Raw genomic sequence first — 19117 nt, 5'->3', positions numbered from 1 at the left:
GATGTGGACAACTTGCCATGAAATGTACAGAATTGAACGGAGTTGATCTTGCTGTTCGCACGGTCGACAGCGCCCCGAAGCGAAGATCTTACGGAGAAAGTGTTCGTTTCGTGAATGATCTTTCGATTCGGGGCGCGTCGTGTGGCGGAGCCCACGCCCCGAGACTGTCCTGATCCGGCCTCAGCCCCGGGCGGCCTTCCGCTGCGCCCGCAGCCACTCCTTGTTCATCGCGGAGATCGACGGCAGCGGGATGCCCTTCGGGCATGCCGTCGCGCACTCGCCCGTCAACGTGCAGCCGCCGAAGCCCTCGGCGTCCATCTGGGCGACCATGTCGAGGACCCGGGTCTCGCGCTCCGGGGAGCCCTGGGGCAGCACGTTCAGGTGGTTGACCTTCGCGGAGGTGAAGAGCATCGCCGAGCCGTTGGGGCAGGCCGCCACACACGCGCCGCAGCCGATGCACTCGGCGTGCTCGAAGGCGAAGTCCGCGTCGGCCTTGGGGACGGGCGTCGCGTGGGCCTCGGGGGCCGCACCCGTGGGCGCGGAGATGTAGCCGCCGGCCTGGATGACCCGGTCGAAGGCGGAGCGGTCGACGACCAGGTCCTTGACGACCGGGAAGGCGGAGGCCCGCCAGGGCTCGACGTCGATCGTGTCGCCGTCGTCGAAGGACCGCATGTGGAGCTGGCAGGTCGTGGTCCGCTCCGGCCCGTGCGCGTCGCCGTTGATGACGAGGCTGCACGCGCCGCAGATCCCCTCGCGGCAGTCGTGGTCGAAGGCCACGGGGTCCTCGCCGCGCAGGATGAGGTCCTCGTTGAGGGTGTCGAGCATCTCGAGGAACGACATGTCGGCGGAGATCCCGTCCACGTCGTAGGTGGACATCGCGCCGGGGGTGTCGGCGTTCCGCTGGCGCCAGACGCGCAGGGTGAGCCTCATGCGTAGCTCCGCTGGGTGGGGTGGACGTACTCGAAGGTGAGGTCCTCCTTGTGGAGGACGGGGGCCGTGCCCGTGCCGCCGAACTCCCAGGCCGCCGCGTACGCGAACTCCTCGTCGTGGCGGGCGGCTTCGCCGTCCGGCGTCTGGGACTCCTCGCGGAAGTGGCCGCCGCAGGACTCGGCGCGGTGCAGCGCGTCGAGGCACATGAGCTCGGCGAGCTCCAGGTAGTCGACGATGCGGTTGGCCTTCTCGAGCGACTGGTTGAACTCCTGGCCGGTGCCGGGGACCTTGATCCGGCTCCAGAACTCCTCGCGGATCTCGGGGATCCGGGCCAGCGCGGTCCGCAGGCCCTCCTCCGTACGGGCCATCCCGCAGTACTCCCACATGAGTTCGCCGAGTTCCCGGTGGAAGGAGTCGGGGGTGCGGTCGCCGTCGACGGCGAGGAGGAGGTTCAGCCGGTCCTCGGTCTCCGCGAGCACCTCCCGCACGGCCGGGTGGTCGTCGGTGACGGGCTCGGCGTGGGGGTGCCGGGCGAGGTAGTCGTTGATGGTGGCCGGGAGGACGAAGTAGCCGTCGGCGAGGCCCTGCATGAGGGCGGAGGCGCCGAGCCGGTTGGCGCCGTGGTCGGAGAAGTTCGCCTCGCCGATGGCGAAGAGCCCGGGGACGGTGGTCTGGAGGTCGTAGTCGACCCAGAGTCCGCCCATCGTGTAGTGGACGGCGGGATAGATCCGCATGGGGACCTCGTACGGGTTCTCGGCGGTGATCCGCGCGTACATGTCGAAGAGGTTCCCGTACTTCTCCTCGACGGCGGCCCGGCCCATGCGGCGGATCGCGTCGGCGAAGTCGAGGTAGACGCCCTGCCCGCCGGGGCCGACGCCGCGGCCCTCGTCGCAGACGTTCTTCGCGGCGCGGGAGGCGATGTCACGCGGGACGAGGTTGCCGAAGGAGGGGTAGATCCGCTCCAGGTAGTAGTCGCGCTCGTCCTCGGGGATGTCGGCCGCCGCGCGGGTGTCGCCCTTGGCCCGGGGGACCCAGATGCGGCCGTCGTTGCGGAGCGACTCGCTCATCAGGGTCAGCTTGGACTGGTGGTCGCCGGTGCGCGGGATGCAGGTGGGGTGGATCTGGGTGAAGCAGGGGTTGGCGAAGTAGGCGCCGCGCCGGTGGGCCCGCCAGACGGCGGTGGCGTTGGAGTTCATGGCGTTCGTCGACAGGTAGAAGACGTTGCCGTAGCCGCCGCTGGCGAGGACCACCGCGTCCGCGTAGTGGGTGGAGATCTCGCCGGTGATCAGGTCGCGGGCGACGATCCCGCGGGCCCGCCCGTCGACGACGACCAGGTCGAGCATCTCCGTACGGGCGTGCATCTCGACGTTTCCGGCGGCGATCTGCCGGGACAGCGCCTGGTAGGCGCCGAGCAGGAGCTGCTGGCCCGTCTGGCCGCGGGCGTAGAAGGTGCGGGAGACCTGGACGCCGCCGAAGGAGCGGGTGTCGAGGAGTCCGCCGTACTCGCGGGCGAAGGGGACGCCCTGGGCGACGCACTGGTCGATGATCTCGACGGAGATCTGGGCGAGCCGGTGGACGTTGGACTCGCGGGCGCGGAAGTCGCCGCCCTTGACGGTGTCGTAGAAGAGGCGGTGGATCGAGTCGCCGTCGTTGCGGTAGTTCTTCGCGGCGTTGATGCCGCCCTGGGCGGCGATGGAGTGGGCCCGGCGCGGGGAGTCCTGGAAGCAGAACTGGACGACGTGGTAGCCCTGTTCGGCGAGGGTGGCTCCGGCGGAGCCGCCGGCCAGGCCGGTGCCGACCACGATGATGCGGTGCTTGCGGCGGTTGGCGGGGTTGACCAGCCTGGCCTGGAAGCGGCGGGTGTCCCAGCGTTCGGCGACGGGCCCCGAGGGGGCCTTGTCGTCGGCGACCGGACCTCCGGTCGTGAAGTCGAGGAAGCTCATGTCAGCTCACCACTCCGGTCATGACGGCGACGGGGACGGAGATGAAGCCCGCGGTCAGGACGAGCGCGAGGGTGTCGGCGAGGCCCCGCAGGAGGCGCTCGCGGCGGGCGCTGCCGATGCCGAGGGTCTGGGCGGCGCTCCAGAAGCCGTGCCGGACGTGGAGGCCGACGGCGAGCATGGCGACGATGTAGATGACGTTGCCGTACCAGGTGGAGAAGGTGTCGACGACGTTCTGGTAGGGCTTGCCCTCCTCGAAGCCGCCGGGGTGGACGGTCCCGGTGGTCAGGTCGAGGACGTGCCAGACGATGAAGAGGGCGAGGATGATCCCGCCCCAGCGCATGGTGCGGGTGGCGTACGAGGAGCGCTTGCGGCGGTGGACGTACGCGGTGGGGCGGGCCTTCACGTCCCGGCGACTGAGCTGGTACGCGGAGACGGCGTGGGCCACGACGGCGGCGAGGAGCACGATCCGCACGAGCCAGAGGGCCCACTCGTGGTGCAGGACGGGGGCGCCCATGACCCGCAGCCAGTGGCCGTAGGCGTTGAACTCCTCCGGGCCGAAGAAGACCTTCAGGTTGCCGGCGACATGGGCGACGAGATAGCCGAGCATGAGCAGCCCGCTGACTGCCATGACCGTCTTCTTGCCGAGGGTCGACGACAGGAATCCGCGTGACGGTGTGGGGGACGGCGGGCGGCCCGTCGTCCGGTCCCTCGTGGGTGCCAGAGCCATGCCTACGACGCTAGGGCCGAAGGGCCCGAGAGGTCCAAGACATGGTCCGGCTGATCTCAATAGGCCCACCCTATGAAAGTCGCCTACGCTGTGACCATGCAGTTCCAGCAGCTCCTCTACTTCGTCGCCGTGGCCGAGACCCGTCACTTCACCCGGGCCGCCGAGCGCGTCCATGTCTCGCAGCCCTCGCTCTCCCAGCAGATCAAGGCCCTGGAACAGGAGTTGGGCGCCGAGCTGTTCAGCCGGGCCCGCGGGAACATCACGCTCACCGACGCGGGCGAGGCCCTGCTGCCGCTCGCGCGGCGGATCCTCGCCGACACCGAGACCGCCCGGATCGAGGTGCAGGAGCTGGCCCAGCTGAAGCGGGGCCGGGTGCGGCTCGGGGCGACCCCGAGCCTGTGCACGGGGCTGCTGCCGGACGTCCTGCGCGCCTTCCACGACCTGCACCCGGGAATCGAGCTCCTCATCGAGGAGGGCGGCTCGCACGACCTCGTCCGGGAGCTGGCCCGCGGTGCCCTCGACCTGGCGCTGGTGGTGCTGCCGCTGCCGAGCCCGTCGCCGGCCCTGACGACCGTGGAGCTGCTCCGGGAGGACCTGGTGGTCGTCTCCTCCGCCTCCGCCCCGGCGCCGCGCCGCCCGGTCCGGATCACCGACCTGCGCGACCAGCCGCTCGTGATGTTCCGGCACGGCTACGACCTGCGGGAACTGACCGTGGCGGCCTGCCGGGCGGAGGGCTTCGAGCCGACGTTCACGGTCGAGGGCGGCGAGCTGGACGCGGTCCTCGGTTTCGTACGGGCCGGGCTCGGGCTCGCTGTCGTCCCCGCGATGGTGGCGGCGCGGGCGGGCCGGGACCTCCGGGTGACCGCCCTGGCCCGGCCGGGCCTGCGCCGGACCATCGCCCTGGCCCACCGCAGCGACGTCGCACCGCCGAGGGCCGCGCGGGAGCTCCAGCGGATGCTGCTGGCCTCGCGACGGGCCGGACCGGACCGGACGGTGGGCACCGTCTGAGGGAACGGCCGGCGGAACCGCCACCGCTCTCTCCCCGCACGCCCCGCCCCGCCGCTCGCCGCACGCCCCGCCCCGCCGCCTGACCACGGGCAGTCGGCGTCGCGCCGCCCACGCCCCGTCGGCCCTCGCGCGCCCCCGTAAATCCGCGTGCGACGGACCGGCGGCGGCTGCGAGCATGCCCGCATGGTCCACGCTCTCGAACATCTGGTCGTCCGGCACACCCACCGCCTCCCCTCCCCCACCGGTCCGGCCGGGGACGGGGCCGCCGCCACGCGCAGGTTCGACGCGGCGCTGATGACCGCCGGGTTCAAGCTGTCGGGCGAACTGGTCGAGCGCCTGTCGGGGCTGGCCGGGCCGACGGTCGTCAGGACCGCCGTCCGGACCCTCGCGACCGTCCGTGAGCTCGTCGGCGACCACGTCCGGCACAACGTGTACTTCGTCGACTTCCCGGACAACGTGCCGGACACGCTCGACTTCTGGAGAGAGTGCGTCGCCGAGGCTCTCGCCGACGACGCCACGCGCGCCCGTACCGTCGAGCAGCTGAGCGCCGGCGTCCTGGACCTGCTGACCCTTCCTTCGTACGGCCGCTACCGGCACACGTACGAGGAGATGCTCGCCGTCCACGACGAGCTGATCGCCGCGGCCGGCGACCGGCTGACGGTGCTGCACCTCGGCGCGGACGCGGACACCGAGGTCACCGCGCTCTATCTGGCCCTGGCGGGCAGCACGACCCCGCTCGGCGAGGAGCATCTGCGGGATCTCGCCGCGCTCGCCGGGCCCTGCGCGGACGGCCCCCAGCCGGAGACGATCACGGTCCGGGAGAGCCGCGCCGTCGTCAACCACGCCCGGCTGCGGGTGGGCGCCGCTCCGCTGCTCGACACCGTGACCGACGTGCTGCGGCTGGCCTGCGCCCTCGCCGAGGGCGATGTCACCCTGCGCGAGCCCACGCGTTTCCGCGCGCTGTCCCGTCCGCACCGCCGCGCCCTGCTCGCGGGCCTCGACGCGGTGGTGGCCGCGTCCCCCGCGAAACTGTCGGACGTGTCCGCGCACCGGGAGGCGTGGAAGCGCCTCGGGGAGCGCCTGCACCCCCACGAGTACCCGCACTGGCCGCACGCCGCCGAGGTGTTCGCCGTCGCCCGCGGCGAGCGGAGGGCGCCGTCGTTCGACAGCCGCATGGAGGAGCTGCTCGCGCGGGGCGATGTCGCGGGAGCGGCGGATCTCCTCGCCTCGCACGCGCCGGGGCGGCTGTTCCGCGCGCTGGACCGGCTGCTGCGCGTCGCGGCGGACGCCAAGGAGCGGGAGGCGGTCCTCGCGGCCGTCGAGCGGGCCGCGCCGGAGGTGGCGGGCCGGGTCGTCCTGTCGGTGCGCGAGCACGTCCGGAACCGCGCGGGAGGGGGCGATGCGCGCCGGGTGTTCGTGAACCGGGCGGGCGCGGCCTGGGTCGCGGACGACACGCGCCCGCCGTTGGAGGACGCCGACCGCGAGCGGCTCGTCGCGCTGCTCGACGCCGAGACGCGGCGCCGACTCCCCTCTCCGCGGCGGCTGTTGATCGACCCGGACGTCCTGGACGTGGCCCTGCCGTTGAGCGGCCGGGCGGCCTCTGCGGGACTCGGTGTGCTGCCGCGCGGCTCGGTCTCACCGGTCGAGGGGGAGCTGCTGCGCTTCTTCACGTACTGGCGGGAGGCGCGGCGCACGACCGACCTCGATCTGTCGGCGCTCGTCCTCGACGCGGCGTACGGAACGGTGACCTGGCTCTCGTACACGGCCCTGACCGACGTCGAGGGCCGGCACTCGGGTGACATCACCGAAGCCCCGGACGGGGCTTCGGAGTTCATCGACCTGCGGCTCGGGGCGGTGCGGGGGACGTTCGTCGTGCCGCAGGTGTACGTCTACTCGGGAGAGGGCTTCGACGAGGTGGCGGAGGGCTTCTTCGGCTTCATGCTGCGCGACTCCGAGCAGCGGGGCAGGCCGTTCGAGCCGAGGACGGTGCGGATGAAGTCGGATCTGCGGGGCCCTGGCAAGGCGGCGCTGCCGCTGGCCTTCCGCCGGGACGACGAGGGACGCTGGCACGCACACTGGCTACATCTGTACCTGCGGGGAGCTCCGTCGGCGAACCGGGTCGAGGGGCACCGGGTGACGATCGCGGTCCTGATGCGCGCCCTGTTCGACCGCACGTACCTGACCGTGCGTCACCTCGTCTCCCTGATGGAGGAGTCGGGGGCGGAGACGACGCTGTGGGACGGGCGGACCGTGCCGGACGGCCCGGTCACCTACATCGGCCTGGAGCGGCCGGACGGACTCGCCCCCGGCTCGCGCATCTTCACTCCCGAAAACCTGCGCGACCTGCTGCCCGCCTGAGTGCTACGGTCCTCTCGGGGCGAGGCCATGGAGAGGCTTCCTTCTACCCACTCCCTGAAATAGCCTCTCCGCTTTCCTCCCCCGTACCTCTTCCCGGCCTCCCCGCTTCGCGCGGGGAGGCCGGTTTCGTGGTCCGGGTCTCAGACCGCGTCCGCCAGGAGCAGCGAGTGGATGCGGTCCGGGGCGCCGGGTCGGGCGTAGTACCAGCCCTGGGCCGTGTCGCAGCCGAGGTCGCGGAGCTGGCGGGCCTGGGCCCCGGTCTCCACGCCCTCGACGGTGACGGCGAGTTCCAGGCTGTGCGCCAGGGAGACGATCCCCTCGACGATCTTGAGGTCGACCGGGTCCACCGGATGCTGCTGCATGCCGCGGGTGAAGGAGCGGTCGAGCTTGAGGACGCTCACCGGCAGCCGGCGCAGATTGGCCAGGTTCGAGTAGCCGGTGCCGAAGTCGTCGAGTGCGATGTCCACGCCCATCTCGGCGAGCTGGCGCAGCGGCTTGAGCAGGTCCTCGTCGGCGCCGATCAGCGCCGACTCGGTCACCTCCAGGCAGAGCGCGCCCGGTTCGAGCCCGGACCGCTCCAGGACGTCGACGGTGTCGGCGACCAGCCGCGGGTGGTGGAGCTGCGTCGGGGAGAGGTTGACGTTGATCCTCAGCGGCCCGCCGTCGGCGTGCCGGGCCTGCCAGAAGCGGGCCTGGCGCACGGCCTCCTGGAGCACCCAGCGGCCCAGCGGCACGATGAGTCCGGTGTCCTCGGCGAGCGGGATGAACCGGTCGGGGCCGAGCACTCCGTGCTGCGGGTGGCACCAGCGTACGAGCGCCTCGGCGCCGTGGACGCTGCCGTCGTCGAGGTGCACCAGCGGCTGGTACTCGATGAAGAACTCGCCGCGTTCCAGCGCGGTCGGCAGGGCCGTGGTGAGGCCGTGCCGGGTGATGGCGCGGGCGTCGGCCTCCGGGTCGGCGAGCTCGAAGCGGTTGCCGCCGGCGGACTTGGCCCGGTACATGGTGATGTCGGCGCTCCGCAGCACCTCGGCGGGGGTGCGTTCGCCGGCCGGGCCCTCGACGACGCCGAGGCTGCCGCGGACGGTCAGTTCGCGGCCGTCGATGCGGAGGGGGGTGGCGAGGGCGGCGAGGATGCGGTCGGCGAGTTCGGTGACGTCCTGTTCGCCGGCGGCGCCGGTGGTGAGGGCGACGAACTCGTCGCCGCCGAGCCGGGCGACCATCTCGCCGGACCCGGTGACACAGCTCTGCAGCCGGTCAGCGACCTCGACGAGGAGCCGGTCGCCGGTGGAGTGGCCGAGGCTGTCGTTGATGACCTTGAAGCCGTCGAGGTCCAGGTAGCAGAGGCCGAAGCGGGCGTTGTCGCCGGGCGCGAGGGCCTTCTCCAGGCGCTCGAAGAACAGGGTCCGGTTGGGGAGCCCCGTCAGCGCGTCGTGGGTGGCCTCGTACCGCAGGCGCAGATGGAGCAGCCGCCGCTCGGTGGTGTCCTCCATGAGGGCCAGCTGGTACTGGGGGTTGCCCTCCGCGTCGCGGAGCAGCGAGACGGTGAGGTTGGTCCAGAGAACCGTTCCGTCGCCGCGGTAGTACGGCTTCTCGACCCGGTAGTGCTCGCGGTCGCCGCGGACCAGCTCGTCGTAGAGCTTCCAGACGTGCGGGCCGTCCTCCGGGTGGACCCACTCGCTGACGTTCCGGCTGCGCAGCGGGCCCTCCATGCCGCCGAACATGCGGGTGAGGGTCTCGTTGACCTCCAGGACGTTGCCGTCGAGGTCGGCGATGCCGATGCCGATCGCCGCTCCGTCGAAGACGGCCCGGAAGCGGCTCTCGGTGGCGTGCAGGGCGATCTCTGCGGCACTGCGGGCGGAGAGCGCGGAGCGCGCGATGGCCTCCTGCTCGGACCGGGTGCGCTCGCGCAGGGCCTGGGCGTAGCCGGCGGCCATCGCGTGCTGGAGCCGGGAGCAGCGGGCCCGGAGCTCCTCGGCGGGCAGGTCGGACTCCGTACCGCAGTAGAGCACCAGGTACGAGTCGACGACCCCGAGGCTGCGGCCGAGGGCGTCCGGGTCGGTGCAGTGCGCGGCGACGAGCTCCGCGCCGGCGCGCTGGGCCGGGGCCGTGTCGAACGGCCGGGCGTGCAGGGCGTCGTACAGCCTGCGCGCCAGCGGCAGCAGGTGGACCTCGAACTCGGCACGCGTCAGCGAGGTGGCGGTCACCGGGAAGATCGCGCGGCTCCAGATGGTGACGAACCGCCTGAGTCTGTCCTCCGGGCCGTCGGCTTCGGCAGCGCCGCCGGACGGCTGAGACGGGACCTTCACGCCTTGCGCCCCACCCCTGCGAACCCGGAGAAGGCGTAGGGATCCTCCTCCTCGGCCGGACTGTCCGGACGCCAGAGGGGCATCGGGACGAGGCCGGGCTCGATCAGTTCGGTTCCCTCGAAGAAGCGGGTGATCTCGGCGCCGGAACGCATCACCAGCGGGTTGCGGATGTTCCGGTAGACCCCGACGGTGCCGCCGGCCTGCTCCTCGGAGAGCGGGATGCCCTCGTACGAGGCGTGGGTGATCACCAGGAGGCTGCCGGGCGCGAGGGCGTCGAGCAGTTCGGTGACGGCCGCGTACGGGCGGTCCTCGTCCTCCAGGAAGTGCAGGACCGCGACGAGGAGCAGCGCCACCGGCCGCTCCAGGTCGAGGAGTCGGGACACCTCGGGACTGTAGAGGATGTCGGCCGGCTTGCGCAGGTCCGCGGCGACGACCGCGGCGCCCTCGTCGCCCTCCAGGACGGCGCGGCTGTGGGCCACGGCGACGGGGTCGTGGTCGACGTAGACGACCCGGGCCGCCGGGTCGGCGGTCCGGGCGACCTCGTGCACGTTGCCGAAGGTGGGTATGCCGGAGCCGATGTCCAGGAACTGGGTGACGTCGTTGTCAACGGCGTGGCGGACGGCGCGCCGCATGAAGGCGCGGTTCGCCTGCATGACCTTGGGCAGGCCAGGCATGAACTCCATGGCCCTGCGCGCCGCTTCCCGGTCCACTTCGAAATTGTGCGAGCCGCCCAGATAGAAGTCGTACATACGGGACACGCTCGGCACCGAAATGTCGATACCAGGCGGAGCCCAGGCGGGACGCTCCATCAATGTCTCCAACAAGTCGCCATGGGGGATGCGGCCATGTGTTCGCGGCCGGTGTTCGAGGTGAGGCTACTGATCGCCCGCCGAGAGAGCGAGTAGAAACGGAAATTCGCGGTCCGTTCTTGGTCACACGCCTTTGGCACGTGCTCTCGGGAGCGAAGAGTTCACGCCTTCAGGCTGTGCAAATTCACGTGCATATGAGTGTGCGTCGGCTCCTCGGCCGCGTGCGGCTCCCCGCGTCGGACGCCCAGGCCCCGCCCGCACCTTGGCCGTTGCCGGCGGAGGGCTCCGGTCGCCGGTGCAGGATGCCCCGTTCCCCTTCCCGTCCGACAGGGCGACAACCGGACAGTTATCGATCCGAGGCCGGAACGGACCCGGTCCGCCGCCTTCCGGAATCCGTCCGCCCTGCGATACCCGGGCATTGGGCCCCGCGGCGGCGCCCCCGCCGACTTCGAACGAGGCGAAAGGTCAAACCAGTCCGCCCGGAGATCCGCTCCATCCGGCGAATCCCGCTCGAATCCGCCCCGGCGCGGCCCGCCTCTGATCAAGCTCGACGGCGTGTCTCTGAACGGATCACTCCTCGCGCGGTCGCTGGCGGCCCTCGCACTCGTGTGGCTCCTCGCCACCCCGGTGCCCGTCGCCGCGGACGCCTGCGCCTACGCCTCGACCGGCCCGGGCGGTTCCCACGTCGCCGTGGCGGTCGCCGGCGACGGCCACCGCGACGGCCGCGACGACGGCGACGGACGCGGAAGCTCAGGGAAGGGCAAGGGAAAAGGCAAGGGAAAGGGAAAGGGCCACGGCCATCACCACCACCCGAAGCCCTGCCCCACCGAGCCGCCCCCGCCGTGCCCGTCCCCCACGCCGACGCCCACGCCTTCTCCCACCCCCACCCCGACACCCACGCCGACACCGACTCCGACTCCGTCGCCCGAACCGCCGTCCCCGTCTCCCTCCCCGACGCCCCCACCGAAGCCGACGCCGAAGCCGCCGCGGCCGACCCCTCCGCCGCCCCGGCCCGCGCCGAAGCCACCGGCCGCCAGGCCCGCACCCCGCCCGGAGCCGCCGGCCCCCGCACCTCCGACCACGAGGCCGCCGGAGCCCGCGCCCGCACCGCCCCCGCCGCCACCTCCGCCGCCGCCGAGCCCGACGCCTCCGCCCACCGTCCGGCCCCGGCCGACGACGCCCGCCCCCGTGGCGATGCCCCACTACCGGCGCGCCTCGCGCCCCCAGCCGAAGACCGGCACCTCCGTCGTCACCGCGACCCTCATGATCACCGCGCCCGCGGTGCTCGCGACGGCGATCCTGCGCCCCCGGTCCAAGTGACCCGCTGCCCCCCGACCCCTTCGCCCCTCTGAATCCCACAAGAGGAATCCATGTCTGAATGGCTTGTTCTCACCCTTGCGATGGCCGCCGCGTGCGCCGTCGTCCTCACGATCGTCGTCATCAACCACCGCCGGATCCCCGATGACGACGACCCCAGCGAGACCCCGGACGTCATCGAGTACATGACGATGATGATCGGCGTGATCTACGCGATCGTCCTCGGTCTCGCCATCGCCGGCGTCTGGGAGGCCCGCGGCGCCGCCCAGGAGACCGTGCGGCAGGAGGCGCAGGCGATGCACGAGATCTCGGCCCGCGCCGAGGTGTACCCGCAGGCGGTCCGCGAGCGCATCCGCGCCGACGTCGACGCCTACGTCGCCTATGTCGTCGACGACGAGTGGACGTACATGGCGGAGCACGGCGAGCTGAGCGAGGAGGGCACCGCGCTCCTGGAGAAGGTGCGGCGCAGCGTCACCGACTACCAGCCGGCCACCGACTTCGAGGGGCAGGCGTACCAGCCCCTCGTCGACCAGGTGGCGGTGGCCGACGACGCCCGGGGGGCCCGCGGGCAGAACGCGGGGGCGACCATGCCGGGGGTGGTGTGGTTCGGCCTGATCGTCGGCGCCCTGGTCACGGTCGGGCTGATCTTCACCCTGCAGATCCGCAGAACCGGGCGCGAACTGCTGCTCGCCGGACTCTTCAGCGTGCTGATCGCCTTCCTGCTGTTCCTCATCTGGGACTTCGACGCGCCGTTCGGTCGCGGCATCTCGGCAACCGCCGCGCCCTTCACCGATCTGTTCCCGGGGCTCGCACCGTGAGGCGACCCGCGAGGCGACACGTGAGGCGACACACCGGATGAGCCGGTCGGGGGACACACGTGCCCCATTCGCACGTCTGGGATCGCGGCTGTGGTAATGCGCTTCTAGCGTTTCGGACATCGAGGTGTACGCACGGTCTTTCGCGGAAACCCCCTTTCCGCGGCTGCCCCTCGGGACCCGGAGGATTCACCATGCGCGCGATACGTGCCGCGTCCACTGCCCTGCTGGGGGCGGCCGCCCTCGCCCTGGCCGCCCCCACCGCCGTCGCGGCGGACGGTGCTCCCGCACCCAACCCGCGAGCGGCACGGGCCAAGGCACCGGGCGATTTCGTCGTGTCGCCCTCGGTCGTCGCCCCGGGCGGCCGGGTGACGCTGAGCGCCCCCGGCTGCGCCAGCACGGCGACGGCCTCGGCCGGCATCTTCGACACCGTCACCATCGCACCGGGCTCGGCGGCGCTCGCCACCGTGGACCTGGACGCCCGGCGCGGCGCCGTGTACACGGTGTCGTTCAACTGCACCGGCGGGATCTCGGACACCGCGACGCTGACGATCAGCGGCACGCCCACCGCCACTCCGACCATCAGCTCCACCATCCTCACTCCCCCGCGTGGTGTGCAGGGTGGTCTCGGCGGTTCGGCGGGCGGCTTCGAGCCGCTCCAACTGGCCGCCGGAGGTGCCCTGGTGGTCGCCGCCGCCGTCGGCGGTGTGTACGCGGTGCGCCGCCGGACCGGTTCGGCCCGTCGCCACTGAGCGGCCGTCGTGACCGGTCAGGCGACGGCGTCCTCGGACGCCCGTCGCCCCCGGGTCCCGGCGGGGACTCGGGGGCGACGGGCGGAGCGGCCCGGCCGGGAGGTTCGTCCGGTCAGACACCCGCACCGGTCATACGGCGACGGCGGACGATGAAGAGACCGCCGCCGAGCGCGGCCGCGGCGACCAGGCTGCCGCCGACGGCCATCTCCGTGGAGCTGGGGGCCATCGAGCCGCCGAGACCGCCCTGGGCGCCACGGCCCGGGAGGACGCGGAACGGCTCGGTGACCACGTTGGAGCCGCCGTTGCACCGGACGGCCAGGTTGTAGTTGCCGGGGGTGGCGTTGTTGTAGACGCGGGCGACGGCGGTGGAGACGCCGTTGCCGCCCGAGAGGGTGGCGTCCGGGAAGGCGTTGGACGTGACCGTGCCGCCACGGTTGCAGCCCCTGGCGGTGATCGTGAGCGTCGACCCCGGGTGGACCTCGAAGGGGCTGACGGTGACGTTGCTCGGGGTGTTGTTGGAGCCCCCGCTGACGACGTTGCCCGGACCGTTGGTGGCGGCGGCAAGGGGGGCCGCGAGGCCGACCGCCGCGATCGCGGTGGCGGTCACCGCCAGAGTGCGTGCTGCACGCATGGTTGAACCTCCAGTGGAAGACGCCCCAAAGCGGTGCTCCGGGAGTGTCGACGAGTACGCCTTCCATGACGAACCATCACAAGTCACAGCAAGCCGCGCATTTCGGCACTGGGCCACCCGGTGAGGCGACACGCCCGGGATCAGGTCTCCGGAGGAGGGAGAACCGCAGGTCAGGGCCGAGCGGGCTGCTTATCTGACGATTACTCGGATGGGTCAGCCGCTCGTCACCCGCCTGTCGGCCGCTGCCGCCCGGGACGCGCTCCGTGCCACCCCGGGCGCGCGGGGGTCGGGAGGGGCGTCGCAGCACCCCTCGCGGGGGTCGGGAGGGGCGTCGCAGCACCCCCGTACCCGCGCTCCGGCACCCGTCCGGCGGCGGCCCCCACCCGTTCGCTCCGTTCGGCGCGACGGTCCGTCAGGTCGCCTTTACCGTTCTGACGACGCCACGAAGGGAGAACCATGCCCCCGAAGGACTTCCGCGTCTTCCAGCGCAGGAGACGCCGCCCCTGGGGCGTCCTGACCCTCGCCATGCTGTCCGGGATCGCGATGATGCGCAACGGCGTGGACTTCGCGGACGGGCCTCCGCAGCCCGCCGCGGCGGCCCGTCCGGTGGCTCGCCCGGTCACCCCGCCGGACGGGGCGACGGAGGGTCTGGAACCGCTGCCCTTCGCCCCCGCCTCGCGGATCAGGATCCCGGCGATCCAGGTCGCCGCCCCGATCATGGACGTGGGCCTGGACCCGGACGGCTGGGTGGCGGCGCCGCCGCCCCAGGACGCCAACCTCGCCGGCTGGTACCAGAACGGCATCTCCCCCGGCCAGCGCGGCACCGCGGTGGTCGTCGGCCATGTCGACAACGCCCAGGGGCCCGCGGTCTTCTACGGCCTGGGCTCCCTGGAGAAGGGCCAGCACATCGAGGTCGAGCGGTACGACGGCCGGATCGCGGTCTTCGAGATCTACGGGCTCGAGGTGTACGCGAAGGACAACTTCCCCGGCGTGCAGGTGTACGCCGACACGGGCGAGCCCGAGCTCCGGGTCATCACCTGCGGAGGCGGCTACACGCGGGCGCGTGGCTACGACGGGAACGTCGTCGTGTACGCGCGGATGGTGGGCTCCCGCTAGCGGGGCACGGCAGAGGGCCCCGGCACCGGGTGTGGTGCCGGGGCCCTTCGCCTGCCCTGCCGGTGCCCGTACCGATCCGGCCGCGAGCGCCCGTTCCGGAGCGCTCAGCGCCGCGGGACGGTGATGCGGTAGCCCGCGTCGAGGAGTTCGGGCAGATAGCGGCGGAGCGCGGCCACGCTCTGGGAGCGGTCGCCGCCGGCGTCGTGGGAGAGGACGACGGCACCGGGCGCGGCGCCGTCGAGCACCCGGCGGACGATGGTGTCGGCGCCGGGCTCCTTCCAGTCCAGGGTGTCGACGGTCCAGGCGAGCGGCTCCATGCCGAGCTCGGCCCCGATCTCGAAGGAGTGCCGGTTCCAGGCACCGTAGGGAGCGCGGTACCAGAGCGGGGCCGTCCCCAGCGTCCGTTCCACGACCTCGCTGGTGGAGCCGAGCTCGTCGCGGATGCGGGAGGGCCGCAGTTTGGGGATGAGCGGATGCGACCAGGAGTGGTTGCCGACGACGTGCCCGTCCGCGGCCATCTCCCGCAGCAGGTCCGGGTTCTCGACCGCCATCTCGCCGCAGACGAAGAACATGGCCCGGCAGTCGTGGCGGCGCAGGGTCTCCAGGATGCCCGGGGTGTAGCGGGGGTCGGGGCCGTCGTCGAAGCTGAGCACCATCGAGCGGCCGACGCCGGACATGCTGAGGAAGGGCCGCTGCCGTACCGGCGGCACGGCCCGCCGGTACGCGGGGGGCGCGTACGCGGTCATCGACTGGAGGCGGTACGCGGTGGGGCCCAGCCGGGCGGACTGCGCCTGCGGGCCGGCGGCGGGGCCCGCTCCCCGGCCCGGTGGAGCCGGAGGCGCGGCGGTCCCGCCGGCCCGTTCGGGTGCCGCGAAGCGGTCCGCCGCGAGGAATCCGACGGTGGCGGTGGCCCCGAGGGCGGCGGCGAGCCGCAGCACCGCACGGCGCCCCGTGGGCATCTGATCCTTTTTCATGACCAATGGTTCATACGGATGAGGACCCGCGCGGCTCATCGACACCGACCGCCCCGTCGAAAGCACCCGATGAGCCGATAGCCTCGACGGGTGAGCGAACAGCAGCCCGGTCGGTTCGAACGCGGTACCGACGGCCCGAAAGTGATCATGGCGGGGATCGACGGCTCCGCCTCCTCGCTGCGCGCGGCGGCGTACGCGGCCGGGCTCGCGCGGCGGCAGAACGCCCTGCTGGCGCTGGTCTACGTGCAGCCGGTGATCACCGCGGGGGCCGCCATGGGGGCGCCGACGGCGGGGACGACCGAGGAGATCGCCCAGGACCTGGTCGCGGAGATCCGTACGTCCGCCGAGCGCGTGAAGGACCTCTGGCGGATGCGGTGGGAGTTCCACACCTTCCGCGGCGACGCCTACGCGGGGCTGGTCCAGGCGGCGGAGGAGCTGACGGCGGACGCCGTGGTGGTGGGCGCCTCCGAGTCGGCCGGCCACCGGTTCGTGGGCTCGGTGGCCGTCCGGCTGGTGAAGGCGGGCCGCTGGCCGGTCACCGTCGTACCGTGACCGGTCCCGGTCGTGCCATGACCGGCCGACCTCTGCCGTGACCGGGCTCGACATCCGACCTCTGCCGTGACGAACGCCGGCGACCGCCCGCCACCGTGACCACGGTCGGCGACCGGCCGGGGCGGTCGGCGCCGGGCTGCTACCGGCCCATCACCAGCCCGTCCGCGGCCGCGCCGCGGCTGAGGACCACCTGCCGGACGGTGTCCCGGATCTCGGCGTGGCGGGGGTCGGAGCCGTCGGCGGCGCCGAGGTTGACCACCCGGCCCCGAGCGGTGTCGAACCACTGGGGGACGAACTCGGCCTTGGTGACCTCCCAGCGCCCGCCGGGGGTCCTGGGCGGGCCGAACGTGAAACGGCCGATGCTGCCCTGGTTGCCGCGGGCGTCGTAGGCCCCCTCGTGGTTGATCATGTCCCCGGCGATCTGGTCGCCCATCCCGTAGACGATCCAGGTGCCGTTGACCTTCTCGTACGCCTGCGGGACATGCGCGTGCGTCCCGATGATCAGGTCGATGTCGGGGCGGCCCCCGCTCCGCGAGGCGGTCAGCGCCCGGCCGAGCCCGAGCTGCCGCTCGTCGGGTTCCGTCTGCCACTCGCTGCCCCAGTGGACGCTGACCACGACGACGTCGGCGCCGGCCGCGCGGGCGGCTCGGGCGTCCGCGATCACCTTCCGCTCGTCGAGCGTCCGCACGGCCCACGGCTGCCCCTCGGGCATCGGGTAGCCGTTGGTGCCGTAGGTGTAGGCGAGCTGGGCCACGGTGGCACCGCCCGCCGTGAGCAGCGTGGGCTTCGCCGCCTCCTCGGCCGTGCGGGCCGAGCCGGCGTGGCGGACGCCCGCGCGGTCCAGGGCGTCGAGGGTGCGGCCGAGGCCCGCCGCCCCGTCGTCGAGGGTGTGGTTGGAGGCGGTGGAGCAGGAGTCGTAGCCGGTGGCCTTGAGCGCGGCGGCCACCTGGGGCGGCGACTTGAAGGCGGGGTAGCCGGTGTAGGGCCCGCCCTCCTTGCCGTACACGGTCTCCATGTGGCAGAGGGCCAGGTCGGCCCGGGAGACGACGGACTTCACCCCGGAGAGCATCGGCGCGAAGTCGTAGCCGTCGCCGCCCGCGTCCTGGGCGGCCCGGCGGATGATCGAGTCGTGCGGAAGGATGTCCCCGGAGGCGACCAGGGTGAACCCGGCGGGCGCGGACGCCCCGCCGGGCGCGGCGGACGGGGCGGCGGGCGGCCCGGAGCCCGGTCCTCCGCCGGTGGCCTCGGGGCTGGGGGCTCCGCCGGCCGGACCTTCGCTCCCTTCGGTGCAGCCCGTCGCCGCCGCGAGCAGCAAGGCGGCGAGCGCCACCACACCCGCGGGTCTGGTGCGTGAGGTCATGTCGGCACTCCGCCCGATTCGTGGGATGAACATCTCTTCACACGAATTGATCTCGCACGACAGCCGCAGTCAAGGGTCGGGGCCGCAGGGCGTCCGGAACCCGCTGAAACGGACGCAATGGCTCCGGTCGACCGGCCCCTGACCGTTCGCCGTACCATTCGCCGCTCGGTGCGACCGTTCGTCGCAGACCGATGTCCGTTCCCTGTCCCCCGCCGTCCGAATGGGTTGCGATACGCCCCGGACGACGAGCCGCAGGAGAGGCGGGGAGCATGACCACGGCGACCACCGACGAACGGACCCTCGAGGAGCTGCAGCGGGACCACGGCCCCGCACTCCTCTCCTTCCTCCTCGGCCTCACCTACGGGGACCGCCAGCGGGCCGAGGACCTCGTCCAGGAGACCCTGGTACGGGCCTGGCTCCACCCCGAGGCCTTCGACGGCCCCTACGAGTCGATGCGCCCCTGGCTCTTCACCGTGGCCCGCCGCCTCGCCATCGACGCCCGGCGCTCCCGCCTCGCCCGGCCCGCCGAGATCGGGGACGGCGTCCTCGCGGTGACCCCCGACCCGGACGACGCCACCGCCTCGGCCGAGGCCGCGCTCGACGTACGGGCGGCCGTCCGCGAACTGAGCCCCGAGCACCGCGAGGTCCTGGTCCGGATCTACTTCCACGGTCTGACCGTCAACGAGGCCGCCGTCGACCTCGGCATCCCGGCCGGCACCGTCAAGTCCCGCTCCCACTACGCGCTGCGGCAGCTGGGCCGGTCCCTGCCCGGCTACCGGCCGCACCGCGCGGCCGTTGCCCGGCCCCGTGCCACGGCCTCACAATGACGCTGTGACGCTGACCATCGCCGCCGCCGAAAAGATCCTCGCCGACAACTTCGCGCCCTGGGTGCTCGATCTGGGGCTCACCGTCGCCTCGGTCGACGACCAGGGGGCCGTGCTCCGGCTCCCGTGGTCGGAGCGGCTCGCCCGGGAGGGCGGGGGCCTGTCCGGGCAGGCCCTCATGGCCGCAGCCGACACCGCGACCGTGATCGCGGTCGCCGCGGCCCGGGGCGGCTTCGTGCCCATGACCACCGTCCAGCAGTCGATCAGCTTCCAGCGGGCGGTCGTCGGCGCCGACGTCCTCGTGCGGGCCCGGCTCACCAAGGCGGGAAAGCGGATGGCCTTCGCCGACATCACCATGACGGCCGAGGGCACGGAGGAGACCGCCGCCCACGCGACCGCGGTGTACGCGCTCCTCGGCTGAACCGCCCCTCTCCGGGCGCCGGCCCGGCGGCCGCCCCGGGCACCGCCCTGACGGCCGCCCCGGCCGTCGGCGGAGCCGCGCCGCTGCCGCCGGGGACGCCTCCCCCGCCCCGTGCACCTCCCGGGACATCAGCAATCCCACCGGCACCGATCCGGCCGGGAAACGTATCCGAAAGCACACGGGCGAGTTGAGCAAAGCGGGACACACGGGCGCCCTCCACGGAGGAAGCTCTCCCCGGGTCCCTCACGTCCGGGTCCCCGATGTCCGGGAGAAG

The 19117-nt window shown here is 72.8% G+C and carries 17 protein-coding genes; 9 read left to right on the top strand and 8 right to left on the bottom strand.

Annotated features, from left to right (window positions below; translation table 11 throughout):
- Positions 1-180 precede the first annotated feature (180 nt).
- Genes AMK27_RS09505 through AMK27_RS09495 form a run of 3 tightly spaced genes read right to left on the bottom strand, consistent with a single transcriptional unit; the run spans position 181 to position 3600 of the window.
- Entirely contained in the window at positions 181-930 is a 750-nt protein-coding gene (locus AMK27_RS09505) for a succinate dehydrogenase/fumarate reductase iron-sulfur subunit (protein WP_073904701.1), read from the bottom strand.
- Complete coding sequence (locus tag AMK27_RS09500; RefSeq protein ID WP_073904699.1) at positions 927-2873, bottom strand: fumarate reductase/succinate dehydrogenase flavoprotein subunit; 1947 nt, start codon at positions 2871-2873, stop codon at positions 927-929. The genes AMK27_RS09505 and AMK27_RS09500 overlap by 4 nt, the downstream gene beginning before the upstream one ends.
- Position 2874: 1 nt before the next feature.
- On the bottom strand, positions 2875-3600 hold the full coding sequence (locus AMK27_RS09495; protein WP_073904697.1) for a succinate dehydrogenase: 726 nt from the start codon (positions 3598-3600) through the stop codon (positions 2875-2877).
- A gap of 96 nt (positions 3601-3696) precedes the next feature.
- Here AMK27_RS09495 and AMK27_RS09490 point away from each other — a divergent pair, with 96 nt between their 5' ends.
- Complete coding sequence (locus AMK27_RS09490; protein ID WP_073905908.1) at positions 3697-4608, top strand: LysR family transcriptional regulator; 912 nt, start codon at positions 3697-3699, stop codon at positions 4606-4608.
- Between the two features lie 183 nt (positions 4609-4791).
- Positions 4792-6966, top strand: a complete 2175-nt coding sequence (locus AMK27_RS09485; protein WP_073904696.1) for a TerD family protein — start codon at positions 4792-4794, stop codon at positions 6964-6966.
- 140 nt (positions 6967-7106) lie between these two features.
- Here the strand turns inward: AMK27_RS09485 and AMK27_RS09480 are convergent, their stop codons facing one another.
- Both AMK27_RS09480 and AMK27_RS09475 read right to left on the bottom strand, forming a co-directional pair.
- Positions 7107-9272, bottom strand: a complete 2166-nt coding sequence (locus AMK27_RS09480) for a putative bifunctional diguanylate cyclase/phosphodiesterase (RefSeq protein ID WP_073904694.1) — start codon at positions 9270-9272, stop codon at positions 7107-7109.
- Positions 9269-10081 carry an SAM-dependent methyltransferase gene (locus AMK27_RS09475; RefSeq protein ID WP_073904693.1) on the bottom strand — a complete coding sequence of 271 codons (813 nt, stop codon included), beginning with the start codon at positions 10079-10081 and terminating at the stop codon, positions 9269-9271. Before AMK27_RS09475 ends, AMK27_RS09480 begins: the two co-directional genes overlap by 4 nt.
- Before the next feature lie 842 nt (positions 10082-10923).
- On the opposite strand from AMK27_RS09475, the gene AMK27_RS42680 reads away from it, so the two are divergent.
- From AMK27_RS42680 to AMK27_RS09460, 3 genes are all read left to right on the top strand, one after another.
- Positions 10924-11433 carry a hypothetical protein gene (locus tag AMK27_RS42680; RefSeq protein WP_158076914.1) on the top strand — a complete coding sequence of 170 codons (510 nt, stop codon included), beginning with the start codon at positions 10924-10926 and terminating at the stop codon, positions 11431-11433.
- An 18-nt stretch (positions 11434-11451) separates the two neighbouring features.
- The gene (locus AMK27_RS09465) at positions 11452-12216 is read left to right on the top strand and encodes a bestrophin-like domain (RefSeq protein WP_073904691.1); all 765 of its coding nucleotides are present in this window, start codon (positions 11452-11454) and stop codon (positions 12214-12216) included.
- A gap of 191 nt (positions 12217-12407) precedes the next feature.
- Positions 12408-12965 (top strand): hypothetical protein, encoded by a 558-nt coding sequence (locus AMK27_RS09460; protein ID WP_073904690.1) that lies wholly within the window; start codon positions 12408-12410, stop codon positions 12963-12965.
- 112 nt (positions 12966-13077) lie between these two features.
- Here AMK27_RS09460 and AMK27_RS09455 read toward each other — a convergent pair whose 3' ends face one another.
- Complete coding sequence (locus AMK27_RS09455) at positions 13078-13596, bottom strand: hypothetical protein (RefSeq protein ID WP_073904688.1); 519 nt, start codon at positions 13594-13596, stop codon at positions 13078-13080.
- 456 nt (positions 13597-14052) lie between these two features.
- Between AMK27_RS09455 and AMK27_RS09450 the strand changes: the two genes are divergently transcribed.
- Positions 14053-14712, top strand: a complete 660-nt coding sequence (locus AMK27_RS09450) for a class F sortase (RefSeq protein WP_073904687.1) — start codon at positions 14053-14055, stop codon at positions 14710-14712.
- Between the two features lie 104 nt (positions 14713-14816).
- Here the strand turns inward: AMK27_RS09450 and AMK27_RS09445 are convergent, their stop codons facing one another.
- Positions 14817-15686: a polysaccharide deacetylase family protein gene (locus AMK27_RS09445; RefSeq protein WP_073904685.1), complete on the bottom strand. Its 870-nt coding sequence runs from the start codon at positions 15684-15686 to the stop codon at positions 14817-14819.
- A 90-nt stretch (positions 15687-15776) separates the two neighbouring features.
- Here AMK27_RS09445 and AMK27_RS09440 point away from each other — a divergent pair, with 90 nt between their 5' ends.
- Positions 15777-16238: a universal stress protein gene (locus tag AMK27_RS09440; RefSeq protein WP_073904684.1), complete on the top strand. Its 462-nt coding sequence runs from the start codon at positions 15777-15779 to the stop codon at positions 16236-16238.
- Positions 16239-16377: 139 nt separating this feature from the next.
- Here the strand turns inward: AMK27_RS09440 and AMK27_RS09435 are convergent, their stop codons facing one another.
- The gene (locus AMK27_RS09435) at positions 16378-17598 is read right to left on the bottom strand and encodes a CapA family protein (protein ID WP_073904682.1); all 1221 of its coding nucleotides are present in this window, start codon (positions 17596-17598) and stop codon (positions 16378-16380) included.
- A 269-nt stretch (positions 17599-17867) separates the two neighbouring features.
- On the opposite strand from AMK27_RS09435, the gene AMK27_RS09430 reads away from it, so the two are divergent.
- Together AMK27_RS09430 and AMK27_RS09425 are read left to right on the top strand one after the other, a co-directional pair.
- On the top strand, positions 17868-18425 hold the full coding sequence (locus AMK27_RS09430) for a sigma-70 family RNA polymerase sigma factor (RefSeq protein WP_073904681.1): 558 nt from the start codon (positions 17868-17870) through the stop codon (positions 18423-18425).
- Positions 18426-18429: 4 nt separating this feature from the next.
- Positions 18430-18843: a PaaI family thioesterase gene (locus tag AMK27_RS09425; protein WP_073904679.1), complete on the top strand. Its 414-nt coding sequence runs from the start codon at positions 18430-18432 to the stop codon at positions 18841-18843.
- Positions 18844-19117: the final 274 nt, after the last annotated feature.

This window comes from Streptomyces sp. CB02009 (genome assembly GCF_001905825.1).
Taxonomy (GTDB): Bacteria; Actinomycetota; Actinomycetes; order Streptomycetales; family Streptomycetaceae; genus Streptomyces.
Note: the sequence above shows the minus strand (reverse complement) of the source record. Positions and strands in the feature narration are given on the sequence as shown.